Origin of the sequence: Tistlia consotensis USBA 355, from assembly GCF_900177295.1 — a bacterium.
Taxonomy (GTDB): Bacteria; Pseudomonadota; Alphaproteobacteria; order Kiloniellales; family DSM-21159; genus Tistlia; species Tistlia consotensis.
Map to the genome: position 1 here is coordinate 93530 of NZ_FWZX01000020.1, position 25539 is coordinate 119068.

Genomic DNA, 25539 nt, shown 5'->3' on the forward strand with positions numbered 1-25539 from the left:
CTGGCGCGGACTGTTACGCCGACGGATACGCCCGCGCCGAGCACGCTGCTGGACTGGCAACAAACGGTGTGCCGATGAGACGTCGGTTGATTCGACATGCGGCTGCCTCGTGCGCCAACATCCTGCCCAGCTCCCCATTACTGTGCAGCCGCTCACGTTGCTCCGATAGTCGCTTTTTTCCTAGTCGATCAGGGGCAGGAAGCGAGCAATCTTGTCTCTGCCGTCGTCAGGCGGAATGTCTGCCAAGGCCTCCTCCCCCCCGGGACATTCTCGGGCCGAGCCGCCCTAGCCCCGCAGATCCTCTCGCGAGCGGAGCAACAGCCGCAGGACGCCCCAGCGCAGCGCCTCGGCGACAGTGCCGGCGACGAGGCCGATCAGCGGGTTGAAGGCGACCGTGGCCAGCGCCGTCGCCAGGATCACCGGGCGGCAGGAGGGCCGGGCCTCGCGAAAGGCCGCGACCGGCAGCAGTTCCACGCCGGCGACCAGCAGCAGCACGCCGACGGCGGCCGGCGGCAGGGCCAGCAGGGCGCGGGCCGCCGGCTCCGCCGCGAACAGGCCGGCGGCGAGCAGCAGCAGGCCGATGGCCGCCGGCGCCAGCCAGCTGCGCGCGCCGAAGCGCACGTGCGCCGCGAGGCCGCCGGCGCCGTGGCAGAGCGGCAGGCCGCCGAGCGGCGCGGCGACCAGGTTCATCAGGCCGGTGGTCAGCGAGAGGCGCCGGATCGTGACCCGCTGCCCCCCGTCGGGGAAGTAGCGGCGCGCCAGGATCTCGGTCAGCAGGATCGCGTTGGTCAGGGTCAGCGGCAGCTGGGCCAGCGCCAGCTGCGGCACCGCCTTCAGGAAGTGCGCCAGGTCGGGCAGCAGCGGCAGGCCGCCGGCCGCCAGGCTCGCCGCCGGCTGGCTCGTCCCGCCGGCCAGCCAGGCGAAGCCGGCGCCGCCGAGCAGCACGGCGACCGGCGCCAGGGCGACGTTCCACAGCAGCGCCAGGGCGGCAAGGCCGGCGCAGGCGAGGCCGATCCAGGGATCGCTCAGGATCAGCCGGATCGCGGCCACGGAAAGGGTCAGGCCGAGCCCGGCCTGCAGGCCGTGGATCAGCGAGCGCGGCACCAGCCGCGCGGCCCGCTCGACGATCCGGCTGAGGCCGATCGCGGCGATCACCGCGGCGAGCACCAGGCCGCAGGCCGCCAGGGTCTCGGGATCGGTCGCCGTCGTCAGCACGATGGCGCCGACCGCCTTCATCGGCTGCACCGCCACCGGCAGGCGGTAGACGCCCGCGACCAGCAGGTAGGCGAGCCCGACCGAGACCAGCAGCCCGGCCGGACGGCAGAGGCCGAGCGCGATGGCGCCGGCGGCGAAGGGCAGCAGCGTGCCGAGGTCGCCGAAGGCGCCGCCCAGGTCGCCCGCCAGCGTCGGCCGCCCCCATCGCTTCCCAACGGACCCGATCATGCGCCTGCCTCGGCCGCCGTAACGCCTCGCGATCGAGAATAGGCCCGATCCCGCGCCGGGATCAAAGGCGACGCGGCGGGTGCGCAGCCGTGCCGGATGGGCGACAGTCGGTCCCGGACGACGAGCTCTGTGCAGGGACAAGGTTCGGTGAACCTGATGGCAGGACCGCGCCTCGCCGCATTGTGGGGACTTGCCGTCTCGACTATCGCGCCTCCCGCCGAGGCGTGAACGGCAAGAGCGGTCGGACGGGGCCGGCGGCGCGCGACGGCCGGGCCGCGACGTCGCTAGCGCAGGAGATGGCTCCACAGGCCGATCAGCACGGCCGAGGCGAAGACCGTGACGACCACGGCGACGACGCCGAGCGCCATCGTGCGGTTGCGCGCCCGTGCCCCGGCGACCAGGTCGTCACCGGTCCGCGGCGGCCTGGGATCGCTTTCGCGCGTGGCATCGACGGGCATGGCCGACAGGCTAGGCGCCGGCTCCCCCGGCGGCCATGCGGCGATCCGGCGCGCGCCGTCCGGACACGACAACGGCCGCGCAGCGTCGGGTCGCCGGCTCCGGACGGCCGGACCTCGGGCCGGCACCTCCGCCACCGGCCTCGGCCCAAGGGCCGACGGGCCGCCGGTTGCGCAAGGCGGCCGCCCCGACGCATGCTCGGCGCCGGAACACTTCAGCCGCAGCCGATGGAGAGCCCGCCGATGCCCGATGCCGCCGCCCCCAAGACCATCGCCTTCTTCCCCGAAGCGGCCTTCGGCCCGGCGCTGAACTCGGTCGGCATCGCCCAGGCCGTCGAGGCGCGCGGCCACAAGGCGGTGTTCCTGTCGGACCCTGGCTTCCTGGAGGTCTACCGGGGCTACGGCTTCGAGGCCCATCCGGTGAACCTCTCGGAGCCGATGCCGGCCGAGGAGATGGCGAAATTCTGGAGCGACTTCATCAACGGCCACATCCCGAACTTCCGCAAGAGCCCCTACGACCAGCTCGACAACTACGTGAAGGACTGCTGGACCGCGATCGTCGACAGCGCGCGCTGGGCGCAGAAGGACCTGCCGGGCGTGCTGGCCGGGATCCGGCCCGACGTCGTCTGCGTCGACAACGTCATCCTGTTCCCGGCGATCAAGCAGTCCGGCAAGCCCTGGGTCAGGATCATCTCCTGCTCGGAGAACGAGATCGAGGATCCCGACATCCCGCCGCACCTCTCGGGCTGCGGCGAGCAGGACCACGCCTGCCACGAGGCCTTCCGGGCCCGCTTCAACGAGGTGATCGGGCCGCTGCACGCCGAGTTCAACGCCTTCCTGAAGGACTGCGGCGAGGCGCCCTACCCGCTCGGCCAGTTCTTCGAGGCCTCGCCCTTCATGAACCTGCTGCTCTATCCCGAGCCGGTGAAGTTCCAGCGCCGCCACCCGCTGCCGCCCGAGCGCTTCCAGTACCTGGAGGGCTGCGTGCGCAAGGAGGCGCCCTACGAGGTCCCGGGCTTCGCCGCCAACGAGGGCAAGCCGCTGGTCTACGTCTCCTTCGGCAGCCTCGGCGCCGGCGACGTCGATCTCCTGAAGCGGATCATCGCGGCCGTCGGCAAGCTGCCCTACCGGGCCCTGGTCAACGTCGGCGACTACGCCGGGCAGTACGGCGAGCTGCCGGCGAACGTGCAGATCGCCGGCTGGTTCCCGCAGCCCTCGGTGATCGCCCAGGTCGACGCCGTGATCCACCACGGCGGCAACAACTCCTTCACCGAGTGCCTCTACTTCGGCAAGCCGGCGATCATCATGCCCTACGTCTGGGACGGCCACGACAACGCGACCCGGGTCCAGGAGACCGGCCACGGCTTCAAGCTCGACCGCTACGACTGGAGCGAGGCCGACCTGGCCGCGAAGCTGGAGGCCTGCCTGACCGATCCGGCGATCAGGCAGAAGCTGCTGGCGACCTCGACGCACATGCAGGCGGCGAACGGCCCCGAGAAGGCGGCGGCGATCATCGAGGGCCTGGCGTGAGCCCAAACGCCCGCCGATCCCGTCATCCAGGAGCCAAGGGCGCAGACGCCCCGGCCCGTCGGCCCTGGATCCCGGACAGCTCGCGTTGCCGACGGCAGCAGAGCTGCCGGGCAAAGCGGCTGCCGGGATGACGGATGACAGGAACGAGACTGTACAGCGACAGAGGATGCAGGAAGTGACCACACCGGTGATGCGCCGCCCCCTCGAACAGACCGACCTCGCCGACTGGGGCGCCGTCCCGACCATGATCGAGGGTCGGTCCCACACCAGCGGCAAGCTGCTGCACAAGGGCCCCGAGGGTCGCTCGGAGTGCGGCCTCTGGGTCTGCACGCCCGGCAAGTGGCACTGCCACGTCACGCGCGACGAGTTCTGCCACTTCCTGGAGGGCCGCTGCACCTACGTCCACGAATCGGGCGAGGTCATCGAGATCGAGCCCGGCACGGCGGCCTTCTTCCCCGAGGGCTGGAAGGGCGTCTGCACCGTCCACGAGACGGTCAAGAAGGTCTACATGATCCGGTGACCGCGCCCATGGAGCGCTTCGATCCGGCCGTCCCCGGCCACTTCGTCAATCCGTCCTACCGGGCGTCGGGCGGCCCGGCCCAAGCCGTGATCGACCCGGCGACCCTGGCCGAGGTCGGCCGGATCGCCGAGACCTCGGTGGCGGAGACCGAGGCGGCGCTGGACGGCCTGCAGGCCGCCCAGCGCGCCTGGGCGAGGCGCGACGCCAAGAGCCGGGCGACGCTGCTGCACCGCGCCGCCGACGCCATCGAGCGGAGCGACCACCGGCGCTGCGCCGAGCTGATGAGCCGCGAGATGGGCAAGCCCTATCCCGAGGCGATCGGCGAGATCGCCCACTGCGCCGGCGTGTTCCGCTACTATGCCGAGATGGCGCGCGACGAGGCCGGCAAGGTCGCCGGCACGACCCAGGCCGGCTCGTTCCAGTACGCCCGCTACGAGCCCTATGGCGTCAGCCTGCACATCATGCCGTTCAACTTCCCGGTCCTGCTGATGTGCTGGACCGTCGCCGCCTCGCTGGCGGCCGGCAACGCCTGCCTGGTCAAGCCGGCACCGGCGACGACGCTCTCGACCCTGGAGTTCATGGCCTGCTTCCGGGCCCTGCCCGAGGGCCTGGTCGCCTGCCTGCCCGGCGGCGCGGACCTCGCCCGCGCCCTGATCGAGTCGGACAGGACCCACGCCGTCGCCTTCACCGGCTCGGTCGCCGCCGGCAAGGCGGTCGCCGCGGCCGCCGCCGCCCGGCTTAAGCCGGCGGTGATCGAGGCCGGCGGCAGCGACCCGATGATCGTCACGGCCCACGCGCCGCTCGAGATCGCGGCAGCCGGCGCGGTCACCGCCGCCTTCCACCTGTCGGGCCAGGTCTGCACCTCGGCCGAGCGGCTCTATGTCGTCGAGTCCGTCCACGACGCCTTCGTCGCGGCCTTCGCCGCCGAGACCCGGCGCCTGCGCGTCGGCAACGGCCTGGAGCGCTCGGAGATCGGCCCGCTGGTCTCCGAGGCCGCGCGCGCCAAGGTCATCCGCCTGGTCGAGGACGCCCGCGACAAGGGCGCGGCCGTCGTGACCGGCGGCCGCATCCCGCCGGCGCACAACGTCGGCTGGTTCTACGAGCCGACCATCCTGACCGGGGTCGAGCCGGGCATGGCGATCCTGGAGGAGGAGTGCTTCGGTCCGGTCGCGGCTGTCTGCCGGGTGCCCGACTTCGAGGCGGCCCTGGCCGCCGCCAACGCCAGCCGCTTCGGCCTCGGCGCCTCGATCTTCACGACCGACCTCGCCGAGGCCCACGAGGCGGCGGAGCGGCTGGAGGCCGGCATGGTCTGGGTCAACAACCCGCTGATCGACAACGACGCCCTGCCCTTCGGCGGCTGGAAGGCCTCGGGCCTCGGCCGCGAGCTGGGCCGCCAGGGCCTCGACGCCTTCCGCCGCTCCAAGATGGTCGTGATCGACCACAGGCCGGTCCGCCAGGACTGGTGGTACCCCTACCCCGACGACTGGTTCTTCGGCGGCGGCGGCCGGAAGATCGGATAGGCGCCGCCCAGAAGCCGGCGATCAGAAGCCGGCGACCAGAAGCCGGCGGCCAGAAGCCGCCATTCAGAAGCCGCCGGCGACGCGCAGCACCGCGCCGGTGACGTAGGAGGCCTCGTCGGACAGCAGCCAGAGCACGGCCTCGGCGATCTCCTCCGGCTCGGCGAGGCGCTGCATCGGGATGCGGGCGCGCACGCGCGCCGGGCGGTCCGGCTCGCCGGCCCGGGCGTGGATCTCGGTCAGGGTCGAGCCCGGCGCCACGGCGTTGACCCGGATGCCCGCCGCCGCGACCTCGCGGGCGAGGCCCAGGGTGAAGGCGTCGACCGCCGCCTTCGAGGCGGCATAGTGGACGTACTCGCCCGGCGCTCCGGTGGTCGCTGCGACCGAGGAGAGGTTGACGATCGCGCCCCGGCCCCGCGCCGCAAAGTGGCGCACCGCCTGCTGGGCGCAGAGCAGGCTGCCGAGCACGTTGGTGTCGAGCACGCTGCGGAAGGTCGCGGGCTCGGCCTCGACGAAGCGGCCGATGCGGCCGGTCACGCCGGCATTGTTGACCAGGGCGGCGAGCGGGCCGAGCGCGGCTTCGGCGGTCTCGAACAGGCGGGCGACCTGGGCCTCGTCGGCGACGTCGGCACCCACGGCCAGGGCCGCGCCGCCGGCCGCGCGGATCTCCGCGACCACGGCCTCGGCCGCCGCCTCGTCCCGCAGGTAGTTGACGCAGACCGCGTAGCCGCGGCGCGCGGCGAGACGGGCCGTGGCGGCGCCGATGCCGCGGGCGGCGCCGGTGACGATCAGTCCGGAGGTCATGAGGTGCTCCCAGGTTCGCTGAGGTTTGCCGGCGCGGCGCCGGGTCGCTGCCGGGGCAGCCGCAGGGCGAAGAGCGCGGCGAGCAGGCCGCCGACGCCGAGGCAGGAGAAGGCGACGATCCAGCCGAGGCCGGCCGGCGCCGCGTCGCGCGCGAGACCGAAGGCGAGCGGTGCCAGGCCGCCGGCGCCGAAGCCCAGGATCGAGCGGATCGCGAGGGCCGAGCCGAGCGCCGAGGGCGCGACCGTCTCGGTGATCGCCGTCGACAGCACCGGCGAATCGCCGAGCGCCGCGAAGCCGTAGAGCGCGCCGAGCAGCAGCAGCGCGGCCGCCGGCGCCTCGCCGAGCCAGCCCATCGCGAAGGAGCAGGCGGCGCCGAACAGGCCGAGGCCGACCAGCACCGCCCGTCGTCCCAGCCGGTCCGAGGCGTGGCCCATGGTGAAGGCGGAGAGGCAGCCCGACAGGTGGATCGCGATGCCGATCCAGAGGCCCTGGGCCAGCGCGCCGGTCAGCGAGGAGGCCGCCAGGAAGGTCAGCAGGAAGGTCGGCAGCCAGGCCCACATGCCGAGCAGTTCCCAGCAGTGCGCCGTGTAGCCGAGGGTCAGCAGCACGGCCCAGCGCCGCTGCCGCGGATGCGGGGCCTCGTCGCCGGCGGTCCGGCCGCGCCGGTGACCGACCAGGTTCGGCCGGTCGCGCACCGAGCGCCAGGCCGCGAGGGCGGCGAGCAGGGGCGCGGCGCCGCACAGCAGGAAGGCCGCCTGGTAGCCGGCGATCTGACTGGCCGCCGTCGAGAGCGCGATCGAGCCGGCGTAGCCAAGCGAGGCGCCGGCGAGCAGCAGCCCGATCGCGAAGCCACGCCGGCCCGGCGCCACGCCCTGGGCGACCAGCATGATCGAGGGCGTGTAGGTGCCGCCCTGGGACAGCCCGAGCAGCGCGAACAGCAGCGCCCCGCTCTCGAAGGAGCGGGCGAAGCCGGCGACCAGCAGCGCCGCGACGGCGGAGGCGGCGCTCGACCAGAGGAACAGCCGGCGCGCGCCGAGCCGGTCGGAGAGCCAGCCGGTCAGCACCAGCGAGACGGCGTAGCTGACGTTGAAGCAGGTCTGGACGAAGCCGCCCTCGGCCGCCGTCATGCCCCAGGCCTGGATCAGATGCGGCAGGACCCCGGCGTACATCATGAAGGCGAGCGACACCGCAGTGCGGCTGGCGCAGAGCCAGGCCAGCCAGGCCCAGCGCCCGCGCCGCGACGGCGGCGCCTCGCCGCGCAGGCTCGCCTGGAATGCCTCCTCCGCTGCCATGCTGCTGCCGGTCCCTCGCGCCTGCGGGCGGCCAGCAGGGGGGCTGGCCTGATGCGACAGATAGCGTTATGATATCGAATAGCAGAGTCAATAGCGTTTTGTGATGATAACGTGACAGAGGCATGACAGCCGCACGTCCCAAGGTCGTGGTCTCCAGCCGCGTCGAGCCGGGCTCCCTCGAGCCGCTGGCCGGTCGCGCCGAGCTCGTCGTCAACGAGGCGGCCGAACCCTGGCCGCGCGGCGCGCTGCTGGCCCGCGCCGCGGACGCCTACGGCCTGATCGCCTTCATGACCGACAGCATCGACGAGGCGCTGCTGCAGGCCTGCCCCGCGCTGCGCATCGTCGCCGGCGCCCTCAAGGGCCACGACAACCTCGACGCCGGCGCCTGCAGCCGCCACGGCGTCTGGCTGACCGTCGTGCCCGACCTGCTGACCGAGCCGACCGCCGACCTCGCGGTCGGGCTGCTGCTCGCCCTGTCGCGCAACCTGGTCGAGGGCGACCGCCTGGTGCGCGGCGGCGGCTTCGCCGGCTGGCGGCCGCAGCTCTACGGCCGGGGCCTCGCCGGCGCGACGGTCGGGCTGCTCGGCATGGGCGCCGTCGGCCGGGCGATCGCCCGGCGGCTGACCGGCTTCGGCTGCCGCCTCGCCTATGCCGACCCGCGGCCGCTGCCGGCCGAGGAGGCGCGGGCCCTCGGCGCCGAACGCGGCAGCCCGGAGAGCCTCGCCGCCGGCAGCGACGTGCTGATCCTCGCCCTGCCGCTGACCGCGGCGACCGCCGGCCTGGTCGGCCGGCGCTTCCTGGAGCGGGTCCGGCCGGGCTGCCTGCTGGTCAACCCGGCCCGCGGCTCGCTGGTCGACGAGGAGGCGGTCGCCGACGCGCTGGAGAGCGGCCGGCTCGGCGGCTATGCGGCCGACGTCTTCGCCTTCGAGGACCGCGCCCGGCCCGGCCGTCCCGAGGGCATCCCGCCGCGCCTGCTCGCGGACGGCCGGCGCACGGTCCTGACGCCGCATCTCGGCTCGGCGGTCGCCGCGCTGCGCCGCGAGATCGTCGCCGAGGCCGCGCGCAACATTCTCGACTGCCTGGAGGGCCGGGTGCCGCGCGGCGCGGTCAACGCCCCCGAACCCCGGACCGGAGCCCTGCCATGACGCTCAACCTCGCCCAGGTCCGCGCCTTCGTCGCGGTGGTCGACAGCGGCGGCTTCCAGGAGGCCGCCCGCCGACTCGGCTGCGCCCAGCCGACCGTAACCCAGCTGGTGCGCAAGCTGGAGACCGGGCTCGCGGCGCAGCTGGTCGTGCGCGGCCGGCGCGGCGCCCTGCCGACGCCCGACGGCGCCCGCTTCCTGCCCCACGCCCGGCTGCTGCTGAGCGCCGAGCAGCGGGCCGTCGCCTCGGTCGCCGGCCGATCGCTGGCGATCGGCGCGAGCGGCAACGTCGGCACCTACCTGCTGCCGCCCCTGGTCCGGCGCTTCGGCGAGCTGTCCGGGCAGGGACCGGAGCTGGTCATCGCGACCAACCCGGAGATCGCCGAGCGGGTCGAGGCCGGCGAGGTCGACCTCGCCGTCATGGAATGGTGGGACGGCCGGCCCGGCTTCACCGCCGAGGTCTGGCGGCGCGAGCGCCTCGTGGTCATCGTCGCGCCGGACCACCCCTGGGCGCACGACGGGTCGATCCCGCGCGCCTGGCTGCTCGAGGTGGCGATGCTCGGCGGCGAGGCCGGCAGCGGCACCGGCCGGCTGCTGCAGGGCCTGTTCGGCGACGAGGCCGCCCGCGTCCGCGTCACCATGAACCTCGGCAGCACGGCGGCCGTGAAGGAGGCCGTGAAGGCGGGACTCGGGATCTCGCTTGTCTTCCTCTCCTCGGTGCGCGACGAGGTCCTGGCCGGCAGCCTCTGCGCGCTCGACCTGGACGGCGCGCCGATCGAGAAGGAGCTGTTCGTGGTGATGCCCGAGAACGTCCCGCCGACGGCCCCCTCGGCGCGCTTCCGCAGCCTGCTGCTGGAGCAGCGCCCGTGACCGGGCCCATGACCGGGCCCAACACCGGCCCCGAGGCCGCGCCCTTCGCGCCGCTGGCCGGAAGCCGCCTGCGGCTGCGCTGCCCGGAACCCGGCGACGCGGCCGCACTGTCCGCGCTGGTGACGCCGTCGGTCAGCCGCTGGATGGCCTCCTGGCCCTGCCCCTTCACGCAGGCCCTGGCCGAGTCGCGGATCGCCGCCGCGCGCTCAGCGGGCCTCGAGCGCCGCGGACTGCGCTGCCTCGTCGAGGCCGGCGGGACGATCGCCGGCTGGATCGAGGTCGAGCGCGACCGGGACGATCCGGCCGTCGGCGCCCTCGGCTACTGGATCGGCGAGGCCCACCAGGGCCGCGGCTATGCCCGTGAGGCGGCGGCGCTGCTGGTCCCGGCAGCCTTCGCCTTCCTCGATCTCGCCGTCATCGAGGCCGGCGCGCAGCCGGAGAACCTCGGCTCCTTCGCGGTGATGCGCGCCCTCGGCATGCGGCCGGCCGGCGAGCGGATGGTCTTCGCGGCGGCGCGCGGCCGCGAGGAGCGCTGCGTCTTTCACGCCCTCGAGCGCCCGCCGGCGCCCGCCTCCGGGACGGCCTGAGCCATGGCCCTGCGCCTGCCACCGCTGGCCTCGCTGCGGCTCTTCGAGGCCGCCGGCCGCCACGAGAGCTTCAAGCTGGCGGCCGAGGAGCTGCACCTGACGCCGAGCGCGGTCAGCCACGGCATCCTGGCGCTGGAGCGCTGGCTGGCGGTCACGCTTTTCGAGCGGCAGGGCAACGGCGTGACGCTGACCAGGGCCGGCCGGGACTACCTGGCCTTCGTCTCGGAGGCGCTGGCGATGATCGCGGTCGGCACGCGCCGCCTGCCCAACGCCCATCGCGCGCGGCGGGTCGCGGTCAGCCTGCCGCCGACCTTCGCGCTGCGCTGGCTGCTGCCGCGCCTGTCCGACTTCCGCACCCGCCATCCCGACATCTCGCTGACCCTCGACACCGCGCACCGGCAGGTCGGCTTCCCGGTCGACGAGGTCGACTTGGCCGTGCGCATGGCGCGCGCGCCCTGGCCCGACCTGGCCTCGACCTGCCTCTTCACCGAGACCCTGGTGCCGGTCTGCTCGCCCGGGTTCCGGGAGCGCCACGCGGCGGACGGCACGCTCGAGCTCGCCGGCCTGCCGCTGCTGCAGGTCGTCTCGGCGACCGAGGACTGGGCCGCCTGGCTGGACGCCGCCGGCCTCGCCGAGATCGACCTGTCGAGCGGGCTGAGCTTCGACACGGTGCAGATGGCCTGCGAGGCCGCCGCCGCCGGCCTGGGCGTGGCGATCGGCCGGCGCCCCCTGATCGACGCCGACCTCGCGAGCGGCCGGCTGGTCGAGGCGGCACCCGCCCTGGCCGCGACCACCGGCTACTGGCTGATCGAGGCCCGGGAGGCCGACGCCCGCGCCGAGGTCCGCGCGGTCCGCGACTGGCTGGTCGCACGCTGCCGGGCCGAGTGAATTTTCTTCATCTCGCCTGCAGCCTTCCTCGTTTGCCGACGCGCGGAGCCGCGGACAAGCTGGTCTCTCCCGAATGACGGACGAGGCCCGGCGCCATGGACATGAATCAGACCACTCTGCTGCGGCGCGACGAGAACGGTGTCAGCCTGCTGACGATCAACCGCACCGACCGGCTCAACGCGCTCGACTACGCGACCATCGACCGGCTGCTGGCGGCGCTCGACGAGATCGCCGCCGACCGCAGCCTCCGGGTCGTCATCCTGACCGGCGCCGGCGAGCGCGCCTTCAGCGCCGGCGCCGACATCTTCGGCCTGGCCTCCAGCCTGGCGCGCGGCGTCGACGTCGCGGTCCGCGAGTTCGTCGAGCGCGGCCAGCGCCTGACGGCGCGCATCGAGGCCTTCCCCAAGCCGGTCATCGTCGCGGTCAACGGCCTGGCCTACGGCGCCGGCTGCGAGATCGCCGAGGCGGCGCCGCTGACCCTGGCGAGCGAGCGGGCGAGCTTCGCCAAGCCGGAGATCGACCTCGGCTTCCCGCCGCCCTTCGGCGGCACCCAGCGCCTGCCGCGCCTGGTCGGCCGCAAGCGGGCGCTGGCCATGATCCTGACCGGCGAACCGATCCCGGCGGCGCGGGCCGCTGAGATCGGCCTGGTCAACCAGGTGGTGCCCCACGAGCAGCTGCTCCCCGAGGCCCTGCGGCTGGCCAGCGTGATCCGCGGCAAGAGCCCGGGCGCCGTCGCGGCGGCGCTGGCGGCGGTCACCCGCGGCCTCGACACGACGGTCGCCGAGGGCCTGGCGATCGAGGCGAGCCAGTTCTCGATGATGGCGCTGACCCCGGACGTCGATGCCGGCCTGCGCCGCTTCGCCGACCGGCGCCGCCGGGCCCACGAGCGCCTGCCCTTCCAGGGCGCCTGACCGCGCCGAGCCCGGCGCATCGCTGCAGACCGACGGGGGGCGCCGAGGCGCCCGACCGCCGGACAGGAGACGTCATGTCCTTCCAGAGCCAGGCCGGGCGCCCCGCCCGGATGAGCCGCCACGTCCTGCTGGTCACGCTCGCCGGCGCCCTGCTGATGAGCGCGGCGATGGGCGTGCGGCAGACCTTCGGCCTGTTCGTCGGGCCCTTCTCCTTCGACCACGGCCTGCCGGTCACCGAGATCGCCTTCGCCATCGCCCTGCACAACCTGGTCTGGGGCGTCGCCCAGCCCTTCGCCGGGGCCGCGGCCGACCGGCACGGCGCGGCCCCGGTCGTCGCCTTCGGTGCCGCGGTCTTCGCCAGCGGCCTGGCCGTCGCCGGGCTGTCGTCCTCGGGACCGATGCTGGTGATCGGCATGGGCATGCTGGTCGGCATCGGCATCAGCTGCACCAGCTTCGGCGTCGTGCTGACCGCCGTCGGCCGCGCCGCCTCCGCGGAGCAGCGCAGCCTGGCCATGGGCCTCGCCAGCGCCGGCGGCTCGCTCGGCCAGGTCGTGCTCGTGCCGCTGGCGCAGGTCGTCTCCGACCGCTCCGGCATCGCGACGGCGCTGCTCGCGCTGGCCGGCTGCATGCTGGCGGCCGCGCCGCTCGGGATCCTGCTGGACCGCGGCAGCGCCGCCGCGGCACCGCTGCGGGAGGCTGCGGCGCCGCCCCTGCGGGCCGCGCTGGCCCAGGCGCTGCGCCACCGCGGCTACCGACTGCTGACCCTCGGCTTCTTCACCTGCGGCTTCCAGCTCGCCTTCATCGCGACGCACCTGCCCAACTACCTGCTGCTCTGCCACATGCCGGCGGGCCTCGGCGCCACCGCGCTGGCGATGATCGGGCTGTTCAACATGGTCGGCAGCTGGGGCTGCGGCTGGCTCGGCGGACGCTTCCGCCAGCAGCACGTGCTCGGCTGGCTCTACCTGATCCGGGGCGCCGCCATCGCCGCCTTCTTCCTGCTGCCGAAGAGCGAGACCTCGGTGCTGCTCTTCGCCGGGACGATGGGCCTGATCTGGCTGGGCACCGTGCCGCTGACCAGCGGGCTGGTCGCCAAGGTGTTCGGCACCCGCCACCTCGGCACGCTGTTCGGCGTCTGCTTCCTCAGCCACCAGATCGGCTCGTTCCTCGGCTCCTGGCTGGGCGGCTACCTCTTCGACCTGACCGGCTCCTACTCGCTGGTCTGGAGCGCGACCGCCGCCGCCGGCCTGCTCGCCGCCCTGCTGCACTTCCCGATCCAGGACCGGCCGGCCGCCGCGCCGCGGGCCCCGGCCAGCGTCTAGGACTGCTTCGCCTTCGAGACGCCGCGCAGGCGCAGGCCGGCGAGGCCGCGCGGCAGCAGGACCACGAAGAGCACCAGGATCACGCCGAGGCCGATGTCGCGCCAGTCGCCGACCTCGCGCATGCCCTCGTCGGCCAGCATCAGCAGCGCGGCCCCGAGCAGCGGCCCCCAGACCGTGCCGAGCCCGCCGACGACCATCATCGACAGCAGGAACAGCAGGGTGGCGAGCGAGAAGACGATCGGGCCGACGACCCCGAACTGGACGCCGTAGAAGGCGCCGGCGAGCCCGGTGAAGAAGGCCGAAAGGCCGAAGACCCAGAGCTGGTACTTGAACTGGCCGACGCCGCGCGAGCGCGCATAGCCCGGGTTGTCGCGCAGCGCCTGGAAGGCGAGGCCGAGCGGACCGCGGACGATGGCGATCGAGAAGAGCATGGCCAGGGTCAGCAGGCCGAGGCCGACGTAGTAGTGCGCGACGTACCACTTCGACCCGAGCAGCGCGCGGAAGCCGAGGTCGCCGAAGCGCGAGAAGCCGCGCACCCCGCCGAAGAAGGGCATGCAGCCAGACGGCGGGTTGGTGAAGCAGTCGGTGTCGTTGACCACGACGAGGTAGAGCACCTGCGCGATCGCCAGGGTCAGCAGCGCGACGTAGGGGCCGCGCAGGCGCAGGCAGGCGAGGCCGACGACCAGGCTGACGGCGACCGAGACCAGCGCAGCCAGCGGCATGGCGACGACCATCGGCACGGCGAAGTAGTAGCCCAGCATCGCTGTCGCGTAGGCGCCGACGGCGAAGAGCGCCATCTGGGCCAGCGAGAAGATGCCGGCAACGCCGAACACCAGGTTCCACTGGCTGACCACGACCGCCCAGATGAAGAAGAGGGTCGACTGGGTGACGACGTAGCGCGTGCCGACGAGCTGCGGCAGCAGGGCCATCGCGCCGGCCAGCAGCAGGCAGACCAGCAGATCGCGCCGCCCCGCGCTCACAGCCGCACCACCTGGCGGCGCCCGAACAGGCCCGCCGGACGCCAGATCAGCACCGCGATGACGATCAGCAGCAGGATCGCAAAGCTGTACTGCACGCCGAGCAGGTATTGAATCAGCGCCTCGAGCAGGCCGAGCAGAAAGGCCGCCACGACGGCCCCGAAGACGTTGCCGAGCCCGGCCACGATGCAGATCACGAAGGCCTTGAGCATCGGGTCGCCGCCCATGTTGGGCAGCAGGCCCGACAGCGAGCTGATCAGGATGCCCGACAGCGCCGCCAGGGCGCCGGAGAGCGCCAGCACCTGGGCATAGACCCGGCCGATGCGGATGCCCATCAGCTGGGCCGCGTCGCGGTTCTGCGCCGTCGCCCGGATCGCCCGCCCGACCCGGGTCCGGCCGAGCAGCAGCGCGACCACGGCCATCATGGCGACCGAGACGAACAGGATCAGCAGGTTCTGGTAGGGCACGTAGACCTCGCCGAGCACCAGCGCGCCGTGCAGCGCCAGCGGCTGGGCGACCGGCTGCGGCCCGAAGCTGCGCTGGATGACGTTCCCCAGGATCGCTCCGATGCCGATCGTCGCGATGAAGATGCGGGTCTCGAAGCCGCCCGAGGCCAGCATCGGCCGCGCGGCGAGCTGATAGACGACGAAGCCGGCGAGGCCGCAGACCAGCATGGCCGCCGGCACGCCGAGCAGCCCCGGCAGGCCGAGCACGCCCATGACGTAGAAGCAGACATAGCCGCCCAGGGCCAGCAGCGCACCGTGCGCCATGTTCAGCATGTTGAGCGAGCCGTAGACCAGCGACAGGCCGATCGTCGAGAGGGCATAGATCGCCCCCAGGGTCAGGCCCGAGGAGAGGATCTGGATCGCGACGTTCATCCGCTCAGGCCCCCAGATAAGCCGCGAGGCTCTCGGGCCGCGAGAGCAGCTCGGCACCGCTGCCGGACCAGGCGAAGCTGCCGTTGTCGAGCAGGTGCAGCACGTCGGCCAGCTCGGCGATGCGCATGGCGTTCTCCTCGACGATCAGCACGCTGCGGCCCGAGGCGCGCAGCGTCGCGATCGCCTCGTAGATCTGGTCGATGACGATCGGCGCGAGGCCGAGCGAGGGCTCGTCGAGCATCAGCAGCCGGCCGCCGGCCATCAGGCCCCGGCCGATGCCGACCATGCGCCGCTCGCCGCCGGAGAGCGTGCCGGCCAGTTGCCCCTGCCGGTCGCGCAGCTTGGGGAAGAGCGCGAAGACTTCCTCCAGGCGCCGCGCCTCCTCCCGCGCCGCCTCGGGCAGGTAGGCGCCCATCCGCAGGTTCTCCAGCACGGTCATCTCGGGAAACAGCAGGTCGCCCTGCGGCACGTGAATGATGCCGGCCTCGACGATCTGGTCGGGACGCAGCCGGTCGAGCCGGCGCCCTTCCAGCGCGATCGTCCCGCCGCTCGGATGCAGCAGGCCGGAGATCGTGCGCAGCAGCGTCGTCTTGCCGTGGCCGTTCGGCCCGATCAGGGCGGCCAGCTGCCCCTCCCCGAGGGCGAGCGAGAGGTCGCGGATCACCTGCTGGTGCCCGTAGCCGGCGGAGACTCGCTCCAGGGTCAGCAGCGCGCTCATGCCCGGGCCTGCTCTTCCAGGGTGGCGGCGAGCCGGCGCGAGGCGCCCTCGCCGAGGTAGACGTCGACGACCGTGCGATCCTCGACCAGGCCCTCCGGCGGGCCCTCGTAGATGCTCTCGCCGTGATGCATGATCAGCACCCGGGTCGAGAGCTGCACCAGGAAGCGCATGACGTGCTCGATCAGCACGACGGCGACCCCGGCGGCGGCGACGCGGCGCACGGCCGCCTGCATCAGGTCGATCTCGCCGGGGCTGAGGCCGCCGACCGGCTCGTCCATCAGCAGCAGCTTCGGCCGCGTCGCGAGCGCGCCGGCCAGCATCAGGAGCTTGCGGTCGAGCACCGGCAGCGCGCCGGCGATGCTGCGGTCCTTGCCGACCAGCCCGACCGTCTCCAGCGCCTCGTCGGCGGCCGCCTCGGTCGCCCCGCCGAGGCGCAGGCCGGGCCACCAGCGCCGGTCGCGCCCGAAGTAGGCGGCGACCCGCACGTTGTCGCGCACCGTCAGGGAATCGAAGGCCGCGTTGAGCTGGAAGGTACGGGCGATCCCGGCGTGACAGATCGCCTCCGGGCTGGCCCGCGTGATGTCGGCGCCCTCGAACAGGACGCTGCCCGAGGTCGCCGGATTGAGACCCGAGACGACCTCGAACAGCGTGGTCTTGCCGGCCCCGTTGGGCCCGCCGATGCCGAGGATCTCGCCCGGCAGCAGCCGGAAGCTGAGCCCGTCGACCGCCGCCAGGGCACCGAACCGCTTGGTGACCTCTCGGCATTCCAGCAAGGGCGCGGCCGCGGGCTCAGCCATCCGCTGCGGCCCGTCAGACCTTGATCCAGGGCGGCATCACGAAGCTCGCCGTGTCGTAGGGCGGCGGCGCGATCAGGCCGGCGCCCTTGGTGTAGTCCTGGATCTGCAGGAACTGGTGGGGCATGCCGAGCGAGGGGTCCTTGGTCTGGGTCGGGTAGGTGTAGGCCGACTGCACCTCGGGATCGAAGCGGGTCGTGCCGGTGACGCCGCGCCAGATCATCGAGCGCATCCGGTCGGCGACCTTCCGGTTCTGGTCGTCGTCGCCGGGCTCACCGCTGCCGCCGGCGAGCGCCGCCGCGGTCGCCCAGACGTGGCAGCCGTCGTAGGGCTGGGCCCCGCTGTTGTGGCCGGCGTTCTCGCCGAAGCGCTTCTTGTAGCGCGCCTCGAAGTCGTTGCCGATCTCGTCCTGCAGCGCACCGACCAGCGTCGCGTAGAGCACGCCGTTGGCCGCCTCCTTGGCGATCTCCCGGAATGCCGGGATCGAGGGCCCGTACTGCATGTAGACCAGGCTCTGCGTCGGGTTCGGCATGAACTGGAGCATGAACTGGGCCAGGTCGGCCGGCAGGAAGTGGGTGATGGCGATCACCGCCGGCGGGTCCTCGCGCAGCTTGGCCAGGGTCGGTCCCCATTCGGAGATCGGCACGTTGACCGTCTCGAACAGGCTGATCTGCCAGCCGTAGCTCGCCGCCTGCTCCTTGATCGCGTTGGCGATGTTGGCGGCGTAGACGCCGGCCGAAAGGATCACCGCCATCTTGTCGTTGCCGCGCTTGTACTCGCCGCGCTCCTCGAGGCCCTGGAGGAACTTCAGGAAGCCGGGGCCGTACCAGTATTCGGCCGGGTCGCCCTGGAAGGAGCCGTAGTAGCGTTTCGGGTCGGACTTGATCAGGTTGTTGTGGCCGATGGTCGTGTCGTAGTGCACGTAGACGATGCCGGAATCGGCGATGACGTCCTGGATCGCCGCGCCCGAGCCGATGTTGTAGCCGTTGATCACGGCGTGGACGCCGTGCCGGTCGATGAGCCGCGTCACCGCCTGCACGTTGGTCGCGTCGCCCATCTGCTTGGTGTCTTCGAAGTGCGGCTCCAGGGGCCGGCCGAGGATGCCGCCGAGGGCGTTGATCTCCTCGCAGGCCATCTCGAGGCCGTTCTTGAACTCGACACCGTCGGCGGCTGCGAAGTCGGTCAGCGGCGCCGCCTGGCCGACCGGGATCGGATCGCCGGCGGCCCGTGCGCCGTCGTTCATCGTGGCCAGCAGTGCCGCGCTGCCGGTCAGGGCGCCCGCGCCCTTGAGGAACGCGCGTCGGCTCGGGATGACGCTCGGGGCCGATAGGTCCTTCTTCATGCTCGCAACTCCCCCTGTCGTGCCGCGTCATGAGCTTGTCCGGACGCCGGGCGCGGCCCGCCGGCGTCCGCGAGTTCAGAGGCCCGCGGTCACCGGATCCCGGCCAGCCGCGCGGCGGCGGCCTCGATGACCGCCTCCTGGTGCGGCGCCAGCGCCTGCCCGCCCCAGCCCGCCATCAGCGGGCCCCAGGGGTCCTCGACCCCGGTGCGGAAGCCGCTCAGCTCCTCGAGCACGGCCAGGCCGCAGTAGGGCACGTAGGTCGCCGAGTAGCCGCCCTCGTGGGACATCACGAGCCGGCCAGCGCAGAGCTCGTCGGCGGCGTCGAGCAGCAGGCGCGTCATGGCCCGGTAGCCCTCCGAGCTGACCATCATCCGGCCGAGCGGATCGACGCCCGAGGCGTCGAAGCCCGAGGGCACGACGATGAGCTCGGGCCGGAAGCGGCGCAGGGCCGGCAGCACGACCCGCTCGAAGGCCGCGAGGTAGGCCCCGTCGCCGCTGCCGGGCGGCAGGGGGATGTTGAGGTTGTAGCCCCGGCCCGCGCCCTCGCCGATCTCGTCCAGGCCGCCGGAGTCGGGCGGATAGAGATTGTCCTGGTGGATCGAGAGGGTCAGCGTCGTCGGGTCCGAGTAGAAGGCCGCCTGCGTCCCGTTGCCGTGGTGGACGTCCCAGTCCACGGTGGCGATCCGGCCGAGGCCGTGCACGGCCCGGGCATGCATGATCGCCAGGGCGACGTTGCCGAACAGGCAGAAGCCCAGGCCGGCGTCGGCGATCGCATGGTGGCCCGGCGGCCGCACCAGGGCATAGGCGTTGCGCACCGCGCCGGTGATCACGGCGTCGAAGGCGGCCATGGTGCCACCGGCCGACAGCTGGGCGATCTCGAAGCTGCCGGTGCCGAAGGGCGTCAGGTGGCTGGCGTCGCCGCCGGAGCCGGCGCTCGCCCGCTTGATCCGCTCGATGTAGTCGCGGGTGTGGAAGCGGGCGATCTCGTCCTCGCTGGCGGCCCGCGCCTTCAGCGGCAGCAGCCGGTCGAGCAGCCCCGAGACCTCCAGCAGGTTCCGGAACCGCCGCTTGGTCTCCGGGTTCTCGGCATGCTCGCCGGGCTGGACGGTGAGGCTCGGCGGGAACACCTGGGCCCAGTTCCAGGTGTTGTGCCACATGTAGATCTCGTGAAAGACGAAGCCCGTCGCCATCCGCGTCCCTTCCCCTCGATGGCGCGAGCTTGCCGGCTCGGCGAGGGGCTGTCCCGCCCCCGACGGGTAAGGGGGGATTATTCGGGCCACCCCTTCGGGTGGTCAGCGCGGCAGGGCGCCCGGCGTGCCGGACGCGCGCTCGGCCAGGCCCAGCTCCTGCAGCCGCAGCACGGCCTGGGTGCGGTTCGAGACGCCGAGCTTCCCGAAGATGTTCTTCAGGTGCCACTTCACCGTGTCCGGCGCCACCGCCAGCGTGCGCGCCAGGTCGCGGTTGCTGTGGCCGTGGCTGAGCAGCCGGATGACCTCCGTCTCGCGGCTGCTGAACTGCGGCGCCTGGCTGCGCAGCCGGCGCGTGACCGGCGAGGCCGGGCGCCCGCGCCGCTCGGCGAGCACGAGGCCGACGAAGCGCCCGGCTTCGCCGTCGTCGCTCCAGGAGGCGACGTGCTCGCGGCCGAAGGCGAGCAGCTCCTGGGCCGCCTCGCCTTCGTCGATCAGGCTGCGCAGGGCGCCCTGAGGCGCGCAGAGCGCGACGACGTCGACGATCGCGGCCAGGGCTGAAAGCGCGTCGCCGGCCCGATAGGAGGCCGTCGCCTCGAGGACGCGGACCTGGCCGAGGCGCCGGAGCCGCTCGTCCCGCCGCAGCCGCTCGGCCAGGGGCGCGAGCACGCGCAGCGCGGCCTCCGGCCGGTTCTCCGCGATCTGCAGGCGCGCGAAGGCCATGTGCTCCAGCTCCTGGGCCGGGACCGCGGCCCGGCTGCCGGTCACCCGCGCCTCGTCGAGGCCGCGCGCGCGCAGCGCGAGGCGCGCGGCGCGCACGTCGCCGCGCGCGAGGAGCAGCTTGACCCGTTCGTGCAGCGCGCTGGAGAACAGCCGCCGATAGCGCATCTCGAGGCCCTGCCGCTCGGCGTTCTCCAGGACGGCCAGGGCCTCGTCGAGCCGCCCGTGGGCGGCCGCGAGACGGGCGACGTGCAGCTTGCAGGCCATCTCGTGGACCACCAGGCCGCATTCCTCGATGACCTGCCGGTGCCGAGTGAGAAGCGTCTCGGCGCCGGCCAGATCGTTCCACTCGTAGAGGATCTCGGCCTCGAAGATGCCGACCATGGCGTCGGCGTAGGACCCGACGCCGACCTGCTCGCGCGCACGCTGGGCGGCGCGGGCGAAGATGCGGTGCGCCTCCTGGAGATTGCCGGCGGCCTTCTCGACGAGCCCCAGGATGAGGTCGGAGTAGACGGTGCCGAAGACCGACGGCGCGACCTCGTGACGGTCCCGCGCCTTCAGGCAGGCGATGCGCGCTGCCTCGAGCTCGCCCAGGGAATAGTGGCAGAACCCGAGGACGTTCTGCAGCGTGCCCTCGCAGAACGCCTCGCCTTTCGGAAGACGCTGGGGCCAGCCCCGGGCGATCCTCAGGGCCGTGGCGGAGCGGTCCGCGGCGCTCGCCACGCCGGCCGTCAGGACGCGCAGCTCCGTGCGGAGCTGCTGGCGCTCGCCGTCCGACAGCAGGCCGCGCCGCTCCCAGTCCGCGATGGCGTCGCGCGCCGACTTGAGGATCTTGGCGGCGGGCCGCGGCCGGCTCATGTGGAAGCAGACCCAGACCTGCGCGAGCTGCAGCCGCGGCCGGCTGGCCAGGACGGCCGGCGGCAGGCCGCTCAGCCACTCGCGGACCCGCGTGATGTGGCTCTCGCGGATCAGCGCCATGCAGCAGTCCTCGACGAGGCCCGCCGCCAGGGCGTCGTCGCCGGCGGCGAGCGCGTGCTGGACCGCATCGGCGGGCAACTCGTTCCGGGCGAGCCAGTGCGCCGCCCGCAGGTGCAGCGCCGCCAGCTCCTCCGGACGGCTGCGGGCGAGCAGCGAGCGCAGCAGCTCGGAGAAGAGATGGTGGTAGCGGAACCAGACGCCCTCGCCGTCGAGCGGGATCAGGAACAGGTTGGCCGCTCCGATCCGGCGCAGCAGCCGCTCGCCGTCGCTCGCGCCGGTCACGGCGGCGGCGAGCGGCGGCGAGAAGCGGCCGAGGATCGAGGTCTTCAGCAGGAAGTCCAGGAGGTCGGGCGGCAGGCGCGCGATGACCTCGTCGACCAGGAACCCGGCGATGTCGCGCTCGGCACCCGAGAAGCGCCGGATGAAGGCCTCGCGCTCCGAGCGGCCGTCGAGCGACAGCGAGGCCAGCTGCAGCCCGGCGATCCAGCCCTCCGTGCGGTGCTGCAGGAACAGGATGTCCGAGGGATCGAGCTCGAGGTCCTGCAGCTCGTTCAGGAAGCTCTCGGTCTCCTCCAGTGAGAAACGGAGACTCGTCTCGTCGAGCCGGACGATCTGCCCCCTGACCAGCAGGTTGCCGGTGCGCAGCGGCACCTGGCCGCGCGTCGCCAGGACGAGGTGCAGGACGGGCGGCGCATAGGTCAGCAGTCCCTCGATGAAGCGCGCGATCTCCGGCGAGGTCAGGTGGTGGCTGTCGTCGAGGATCAGCACGAGCTGGTCCTGCCGGCCGCTCAGGTCGTTGATCAGCACGGTCAGGACCGAATCGACGGGCACCAGCGGGCTCGAGCGCAGCAGGCTGGACAGCGTCGCGCCGAGCGAGGGATCGGCCCGGTTGATGGCCGCGCTCAGGTAGTCGAGGAAGCGGCCGAGATCGTCGTCGCCCTCGTCCAGCGAGACCCAGCCGACGGCCGCCCCGCGCCGTCGCAGGTCCTCGGCCCACTGGCCGAGCAGCGTGCTCTTGCCGAAGCCCGCCGGCGCCGAGACCAGCGCCAGCTTGCCGCCGAGCACGACGTCGAGCTGACGCAGCAGCGCCGGCCGGCGCACCAGGCCCTCCCTGAGCGGCGGCGGATGCAGCTTGGTCTCGATGAGCATGGCTCGCCGGGCCTCAGGCCAGCGTGTAGAGATGCTGGGCCTCGGAGACGCCGCGCAGGGCGAAGCGGCCGACCGAGGCCAGGGGCAGGTCGTCATCCGCGACCATCCCGGCGAAGCGCGCCGAGAGCAGCAGCGGCCGGCGCACCGAGCTGCAGAGCGCCATGATCCGGGCGGCCTCGTTGACCGCCGGCCCGATCACCGTGAAGTCGAGCCGGTCGGCGCTGCCGATGTTGCCGAAGTAGACGTAGCCGAGGTGCAGGGCGAGATAGAAGTCGGTGGTCCGCCGGCCCTCGGCGGCGCGCGTCTCGTTGAGCGCGGCGACCAGCCGGCGCGCCTCCCGCTCGGCCCGCAGTGCGGCGCGGCAGGCGGCGGCGGGATCGTCCCCGGCCGGGAAGATCGCCAGCAGGCCGTCGCCCATGAACTTCAGCACGTCGCCGCCCTCGCCCCGGATCGCCTCGACCAGGGCGCCCGAGTAGGCGTTGAGGAAGGGAATCAGCTCGGCCGGCTCCAGTGCCTCGCTGTGCGCCGTGAAGCTCATCAGGTCGCTCGACCAGAGCACCGCCTTGATCTCGCTGGCGACGCCGCGAAGGATGCCGCCCTCCATGACCCGGGCGGCGGCGTTGCGGCCGAGATAGGTCTCGGCGATGGTCGTCGAGATGCTCTGCAGCTCGTTGCACTTGAGCGCCAGCGCCAGGACCGGCGAGAGCCGCCGGATCGTCGCGATCGCGGCGTCGGAGAAGCCCTCGGGCGCGCGGGTCATCCAGGAGGAGTAGATGCAGGTCATCTCGCCGACGCTGCCGCTGTCCTCGAAGCGCTCCACCACCACGAGGTAGTCGGTGAAGCCGGCGTCGCGGAACTCGCAGAGGGCCGCCAGTTCCGGCTCCTCGCCGGGGCGGAGCCGCCAGCGGCAGTCCTCCAGGCCGTGGCGCTCCAGGTGGTAGTAGGTCGTGGCCTGCCAGCGCGTGACGTCGTAGTCGCGGCCGTAGGTCATGGTGTCGGCGCCGGCCTCGCCACCAGCCTCGCCATCGACCCAGCGGAACACCGAGCCCTCGTGCACGGGATGCAGCGTGTCGACCATCGCGGTCATGCGGCCGAGCGGGATGCCGGCGGCGACCATGCGCTCGGCAAGGCCGCCGACCAGCTCCTGGGACGCCAGGCCCTTGAGGGCGGTGCGCTCCAGCCACTCGGCGATCGCGCCGAGCGCCGGCTTCTCGGTACGGGACGACAGGGACTGTTCGCTCATGGCCGGGACGATAGCACGGTCAGGCTGTTTGCCGTGTGACCTCCGAGCCGGCTATATGCGGTGCAGCATCCACCCCCGAACCGCCAGGGCCGCCGTCCATGTCCCAGAAGTTCCAGCCGATCGACGCCAGCGCCGTGCCCCGCTTCGCCGGCCTGCCGACCTTCATGCGCCTGCCCCACGTCACCGACCCGGGCCTGGTCGACGTCGCGCTGATCGGCGTGCCCTGGGACGCCGGCACGACCAACCGCGCCGGCGCCCGCCACGGCCCGCGCGAGATCCGCAACCAGTCGAGCTTCATGCGCGCCGTGCACCACGTCAGCCGCATCGCGCCCTACGAGCTCTGCCGGGTCGCCGACCTGGGCGACGCGCCGGTCAATCCCTTCGACATCCACGACACGATGGACAGGATCACCGGCTTCGTCTCGGAGATCGTCGCGGCCGGCGCCGTGCCGCTGTCGGCCGGCGGCGACCACCTCTGCTCGCTGCCGCTGCTGCGCGCCGTCGCCAGGGACCGGCCGGTCGGCCTGGTCCACTTCGACGCCCACAGCGACACCAACGACGCCTACTTCGGCGACAACCGCTACACCCACGGCACGCCCTTCCGCCGCGCCGTCGAGGAGGGCCTGGTCGACCCGACGCGCACGATCCAGATCGGCATCCGCGGCTCGATCTACGGCGCCGACGACATGGCCTTCGCCGAGGAAAGCGGCATGCGCGTCGTCTACATCGAGGAGTACTTCGAGCTCGGCCCGGCGAAGGTCGTCGAGGAGATCCGCCGGGTCGTCGGCAGCGGCCCGGCCTACGTCACCTTCGACGTCGACGGCATCGATCCGGCCTTCGCGCCGGGCACCGGCACGCCGGAGATCGGCGGCTACACCACCCACGAGGCGCAGGTCATGGTACGCGGCCTGCAGGGCCTCGACCTGGTCGGCGGCGACGTCGTCGAGGTCGCCCCGCCCTTCGACCCGAGCGGCGGCACCGCCCTGGTCGGCGCGACCCTGATGTTCGAGATCCTCTGCGTGCTGGCCGAGGCGCGGGCGAAGCGCGGCGGCTGAGGGGAGCAGGGCCAGGCCCGCGGCCCCCTCACCTCACCCTCCCACGCGTCGCGTGGGCCCCTCCCTCTCCCCTCCCCAAGGGAGCGGAGAGGGACTGTTGGCCGTTGCGTCGCCGTTCGACTCCCTCTCCGCTCCCTTGGGGAGGGGAGAGGGTCGGGGTGAGGTGTGGGGAAGCGGCCTCCCCGTTCCTCAGTCGCCGGCCTTGGTCAGCTCGGCCATGTCCTCGGCGGACAGCGTCAGGCTCGCCGACTTCACCAGGCTGTCGAGCTGGCCGCGGCTGGTCGCGCTGGCGATCGGCGCGGTGATGCCCGGCCGGGCCATGACCCAGGCCAGCGCGACCTCGGCCGGCTTGGCGCCGTGCCGCCCGGCGACAGCCTCGAGCGCAGAGATGATCCGGAAGCCGCGCTCGTTCAGGTACTTCTCGACCCGCTGGCCGCGCGCCCGGCCGGCGAGGTCGTCCTTCGAGCGGTACTTGCCGGTCAGGAAGCCGGCGCCGAGGCTGAAGTAGGTGATGACCCCGATCTCCTCGCGCTGCACGAGGTCGCAGAGCAGCCCCTCGAACTCGGCGCGGTCGTAGAGGTTGTAGCAGGGCTGCAGGGTCTCGTAGCGCGGCAGGCCCTTGTCGCGGGCGACGGCCAGCGCCTCGCCGAGCTGCTGGGCGTCGAGGTTCGAGCAGCCGATCGCCCTGACCTTGCCCTGCTCGAGCAGCCTGGCGTAGGCGCCCAGCGTCTCCTCGTAGGGCGTCTTCGGGTCGGGCCAGTGCGACTGGTAGAGGTCGATCCGCTCGACCTGCAGGCGGCGCAGCGACGCCTCGACCTCCTCGACGATCCAGCCGGCCGAGAGGTCGTTGTGACCCTGGCCCATGTCCGAGCCGACCTTGGTCATGATCAGCACCTTGTCGCGCTTCGCCGGGTTGGCCTTCAGCCACCTGCCGATGACCGCCTCCGACTCGCCGCCCGAGTGGCCGGGCGCCCAGCGCGAGTAGGAATCGGCCGTGTCGATGGCGTTGAAGCCGGCGTCGACGAAGCCGTCGAGCAGCTCGAAGCTGGTCTGCTCGTCGGCGGTCCAGCCGAAGACGTTGCCGCCGAAGACGAGCGGCGCGATCTCGAGGCCGGAGCGGCCGAGGGGACGTTTCTGCATGAGGCTCTCCCAGCTGTGTCGGAGCCCGCGGGCGGTGCCGGCGGGCGTCACGGCATACCTAGTCGAGCCGGGCCGGACGCG

23 protein-coding genes are annotated in these 25539 nt (G+C 73.0%); 10 read left to right on the forward strand and 13 right to left on the reverse strand.

Annotation, left to right across the window (positions count from 1 at the left end):
- Positions 1-285: 285 nt before the first annotated feature.
- Entirely contained in the window at positions 286-1443 is a 1158-nt protein-coding gene (locus tag B9O00_RS21070; protein ID WP_085124703.1) for a putative sulfate/molybdate transporter, read from the reverse strand.
- A 284-nt stretch (positions 1444-1727) separates the two neighbouring features.
- Positions 1728-1901 carry a hypothetical protein gene (locus B9O00_RS33135; protein WP_159460280.1) on the reverse strand — a complete coding sequence of 58 codons (174 nt, stop codon included), beginning with the start codon at positions 1899-1901 and terminating at the stop codon, positions 1728-1730.
- Between the two features lie 240 nt (positions 1902-2141).
- On the opposite strand from B9O00_RS33135, the gene B9O00_RS21075 reads away from it, so the two are divergent.
- The 3 genes from B9O00_RS21075 to B9O00_RS21085 all read left to right on the forward strand — a co-directional run bounded on the left by B9O00_RS21075 (position 2142) and on the right by B9O00_RS21085 (position 5468).
- Positions 2142-3428: a nucleotide disphospho-sugar-binding domain-containing protein gene (locus B9O00_RS21075; protein WP_085124738.1), complete on the forward strand. Its 1287-nt coding sequence runs from the start codon at positions 2142-2144 to the stop codon at positions 3426-3428.
- Between the two features lie 175 nt (positions 3429-3603).
- On the forward strand, positions 3604-3948 hold the full coding sequence (locus tag B9O00_RS21080) for a cupin domain-containing protein (RefSeq protein WP_085124739.1): 345 nt from the start codon (positions 3604-3606) through the stop codon (positions 3946-3948).
- Positions 3945-5468, forward strand: a complete 1524-nt coding sequence (locus B9O00_RS21085; protein ID WP_200808608.1) for an aldehyde dehydrogenase family protein — start codon at positions 3945-3947, stop codon at positions 5466-5468. Before B9O00_RS21080 ends, B9O00_RS21085 begins: the two co-directional genes overlap by 4 nt.
- Before the next feature lie 63 nt (positions 5469-5531).
- Here B9O00_RS21085 and B9O00_RS21090 read toward each other — a convergent pair whose 3' ends face one another.
- Entirely contained in the window at positions 5532-6269 is a 738-nt protein-coding gene (locus B9O00_RS21090) for a glucose 1-dehydrogenase (protein ID WP_085124705.1), read from the reverse strand.
- Positions 6266-7561: an MFS transporter gene (locus B9O00_RS21095; protein WP_085124706.1), complete on the reverse strand. Its 1296-nt coding sequence runs from the start codon at positions 7559-7561 to the stop codon at positions 6266-6268. The genes B9O00_RS21090 and B9O00_RS21095 overlap by 4 nt, the downstream gene beginning before the upstream one ends.
- Positions 7562-7683: 122 nt before the next feature.
- On the opposite strand from B9O00_RS21095, the gene B9O00_RS21100 reads away from it, so the two are divergent.
- The 6 genes from B9O00_RS21100 (at position 7684) to B9O00_RS21125 (ending at position 13277) form a co-directional block, all read left to right on the forward strand.
- Positions 7684-8706, forward strand: coding sequence for an NAD(P)-dependent oxidoreductase (locus B9O00_RS21100; protein WP_085124707.1), 1023 nt, complete (start codon positions 7684-7686; stop codon positions 8704-8706).
- Positions 8703-9572 (forward strand): LysR family transcriptional regulator, encoded by an 870-nt coding sequence (locus tag B9O00_RS21105; protein ID WP_085124708.1) that lies wholly within the window; start codon positions 8703-8705, stop codon positions 9570-9572. The genes B9O00_RS21100 and B9O00_RS21105 overlap by 4 nt, the downstream gene beginning before the upstream one ends.
- Positions 9569-10159, forward strand: a complete 591-nt coding sequence (locus tag B9O00_RS21110) for a GNAT family N-acetyltransferase (RefSeq protein ID WP_200808609.1) — start codon at positions 9569-9571, stop codon at positions 10157-10159. The genes B9O00_RS21105 and B9O00_RS21110 overlap by 4 nt, the downstream gene beginning before the upstream one ends.
- A gap of 3 nt (positions 10160-10162) precedes the next feature.
- Positions 10163-11047, forward strand: a complete 885-nt coding sequence (gcvA, locus tag B9O00_RS21115; protein ID WP_085124710.1) for a transcriptional regulator GcvA — start codon at positions 10163-10165, stop codon at positions 11045-11047.
- 95 nt (positions 11048-11142) lie between these two features.
- Positions 11143-11958, forward strand: coding sequence for a crotonase/enoyl-CoA hydratase family protein (locus tag B9O00_RS21120; RefSeq protein WP_085124711.1), 816 nt, complete (start codon positions 11143-11145; stop codon positions 11956-11958).
- Between the two features lie 74 nt (positions 11959-12032).
- A complete protein-coding gene (locus tag B9O00_RS21125; protein ID WP_235017167.1) occupies positions 12033-13277 on the forward strand; it encodes an MFS transporter in 1245 nt (414 codons plus the stop codon).
- On the opposite strand, the gene B9O00_RS21130 is transcribed toward B9O00_RS21125, so the two are convergent.
- The 8 genes from B9O00_RS21130 to B9O00_RS21165 all read right to left on the reverse strand — a co-directional run bounded on the left by B9O00_RS21130 (position 13274) and on the right by B9O00_RS21165 (position 23263).
- Positions 13274-14257, reverse strand: coding sequence for a branched-chain amino acid ABC transporter permease (locus B9O00_RS21130; RefSeq protein ID WP_085124712.1), 984 nt, complete (start codon positions 14255-14257; stop codon positions 13274-13276). The two genes, B9O00_RS21125 and B9O00_RS21130, sit on opposite strands and share 4 nt — an antisense overlap.
- Positions 14254-15132: a branched-chain amino acid ABC transporter permease gene (locus B9O00_RS21135; protein WP_085124713.1), complete on the reverse strand. Its 879-nt coding sequence runs from the start codon at positions 15130-15132 to the stop codon at positions 14254-14256. Before B9O00_RS21135 ends, B9O00_RS21130 begins: the two co-directional genes overlap by 4 nt.
- A 4-nt stretch (positions 15133-15136) precedes the next feature.
- Positions 15137-15850: an ABC transporter ATP-binding protein gene (locus B9O00_RS21140; protein WP_085124714.1), complete on the reverse strand. Its 714-nt coding sequence runs from the start codon at positions 15848-15850 to the stop codon at positions 15137-15139.
- Entirely contained in the window at positions 15847-16647 is an 801-nt protein-coding gene (locus tag B9O00_RS21145) for an ABC transporter ATP-binding protein (RefSeq protein ID WP_085124715.1), read from the reverse strand. Before B9O00_RS21145 ends, B9O00_RS21140 begins: the two co-directional genes overlap by 4 nt.
- A 13-nt stretch (positions 16648-16660) precedes the next feature.
- Positions 16661-17986, reverse strand: a complete 1326-nt coding sequence (locus B9O00_RS21150; RefSeq protein ID WP_085124716.1) for an ABC transporter substrate-binding protein — start codon at positions 17984-17986, stop codon at positions 16661-16663.
- Between the two features lie 89 nt (positions 17987-18075).
- The gene (locus B9O00_RS21155; protein WP_085124717.1) at positions 18076-19176 is read right to left on the reverse strand and encodes a class II histone deacetylase; all 1101 of its coding nucleotides are present in this window, start codon (positions 19174-19176) and stop codon (positions 18076-18078) included.
- Between the two features lie 102 nt (positions 19177-19278).
- A complete protein-coding gene (locus B9O00_RS21160) occupies positions 19279-22020 on the reverse strand; it encodes a winged helix-turn-helix domain-containing protein (protein ID WP_085124718.1) in 2742 nt (913 codons plus the stop codon).
- 13 nt (positions 22021-22033) lie between these two features.
- On the reverse strand, positions 22034-23263 hold the full coding sequence (locus tag B9O00_RS21165) for an adenylate/guanylate cyclase domain-containing protein (protein WP_085124719.1): 1230 nt from the start codon (positions 23261-23263) through the stop codon (positions 22034-22036).
- A gap of 98 nt (positions 23264-23361) precedes the next feature.
- On the opposite strand from B9O00_RS21165, the gene speB reads away from it, so the two are divergent.
- The gene (gene speB, locus B9O00_RS21170) at positions 23362-24318 is read left to right on the forward strand and encodes an agmatinase (RefSeq protein WP_085124720.1); all 957 of its coding nucleotides are present in this window, start codon (positions 23362-23364) and stop codon (positions 24316-24318) included.
- 189 nt (positions 24319-24507) lie between these two features.
- Here the strand turns inward: speB and B9O00_RS21175 are convergent, their stop codons facing one another.
- Entirely contained in the window at positions 24508-25458 is a 951-nt protein-coding gene (locus B9O00_RS21175) for an aldo/keto reductase (protein ID WP_085124721.1), read from the reverse strand.
- Between the last annotated feature and the right edge of the window lie 81 nt (positions 25459-25539).

Excerpts from the sequence above, each read along its gene's own strand:
- B9O00_RS21070 (WP_085124703.1), bottom strand. The coding sequence starts at position 1,443 with ATGATCGGGTCCGTTGGGAAGCGATGGGGGCGGCCGACGCTGGCGGGC.
- B9O00_RS33135 (WP_159460280.1), bottom strand. The coding sequence starts at position 1,901 with ATGCCCGTCGATGCCACGCGCGAAAGCGATCCCAGGCCGCCGCGGACC.
- B9O00_RS21075 (WP_085124738.1), top strand. The coding sequence starts at position 2,142 with ATGCCCGATGCCGCCGCCCCCAAGACCATCGCCTTCTTCCCCGAAGCG.
- B9O00_RS21090 (WP_085124705.1), bottom strand. The coding sequence starts at position 6,269 with ATGACCTCCGGACTGATCGTCACCGGCGCCGCCCGCGGCATCGGCGCC.
- B9O00_RS21095 (WP_085124706.1), bottom strand. The coding sequence starts at position 7,561 with ATGGCAGCGGAGGAGGCATTCCAGGCGAGCCTGCGCGGCGAGGCGCCG.
- B9O00_RS21100 (WP_085124707.1), top strand. The coding sequence starts at position 7,684 with ATGACAGCCGCACGTCCCAAGGTCGTGGTCTCCAGCCGCGTCGAGCCG.
- B9O00_RS21105 (WP_085124708.1), top strand. The coding sequence starts at position 8,703 with ATGACGCTCAACCTCGCCCAGGTCCGCGCCTTCGTCGCGGTGGTCGAC.
- gcvA (WP_085124710.1), top strand. The coding sequence starts at position 10,163 with ATGGCCCTGCGCCTGCCACCGCTGGCCTCGCTGCGGCTCTTCGAGGCC.
- B9O00_RS21120 (WP_085124711.1), top strand. The coding sequence starts at position 11,143 with ATGGACATGAATCAGACCACTCTGCTGCGGCGCGACGAGAACGGTGTC.
- B9O00_RS21125 (WP_235017167.1), top strand. The coding sequence starts at position 12,033 with ATGTCCTTCCAGAGCCAGGCCGGGCGCCCCGCCCGGATGAGCCGCCAC.
- B9O00_RS21135 (WP_085124713.1), bottom strand. The coding sequence starts at position 15,132 with ATGAACGTCGCGATCCAGATCCTCTCCTCGGGCCTGACCCTGGGGGCG.
- B9O00_RS21140 (WP_085124714.1), bottom strand. The coding sequence starts at position 15,850 with ATGAGCGCGCTGCTGACCCTGGAGCGAGTCTCCGCCGGCTACGGGCAC.
- B9O00_RS21145 (WP_085124715.1), bottom strand. The coding sequence starts at position 16,647 with ATGGCTGAGCCCGCGGCCGCGCCCTTGCTGGAATGCCGAGAGGTCACC.
- B9O00_RS21150 (WP_085124716.1), bottom strand. The coding sequence starts at position 17,986 with ATGAAGAAGGACCTATCGGCCCCGAGCGTCATCCCGAGCCGACGCGCG.
- B9O00_RS21155 (WP_085124717.1), bottom strand. The coding sequence starts at position 19,176 with ATGGCGACGGGCTTCGTCTTTCACGAGATCTACATGTGGCACAACACC.
- B9O00_RS21160 (WP_085124718.1), bottom strand. The coding sequence starts at position 22,020 with ATGCTCATCGAGACCAAGCTGCATCCGCCGCCGCTCAGGGAGGGCCTG.
- B9O00_RS21165 (WP_085124719.1), bottom strand. The coding sequence starts at position 23,263 with ATGAGCGAACAGTCCCTGTCGTCCCGTACCGAGAAGCCGGCGCTCGGC.
- speB (WP_085124720.1), top strand. The coding sequence starts at position 23,362 with ATGTCCCAGAAGTTCCAGCCGATCGACGCCAGCGCCGTGCCCCGCTTC.
- B9O00_RS21175 (WP_085124721.1), bottom strand. The coding sequence starts at position 25,458 with ATGCAGAAACGTCCCCTCGGCCGCTCCGGCCTCGAGATCGCGCCGCTC.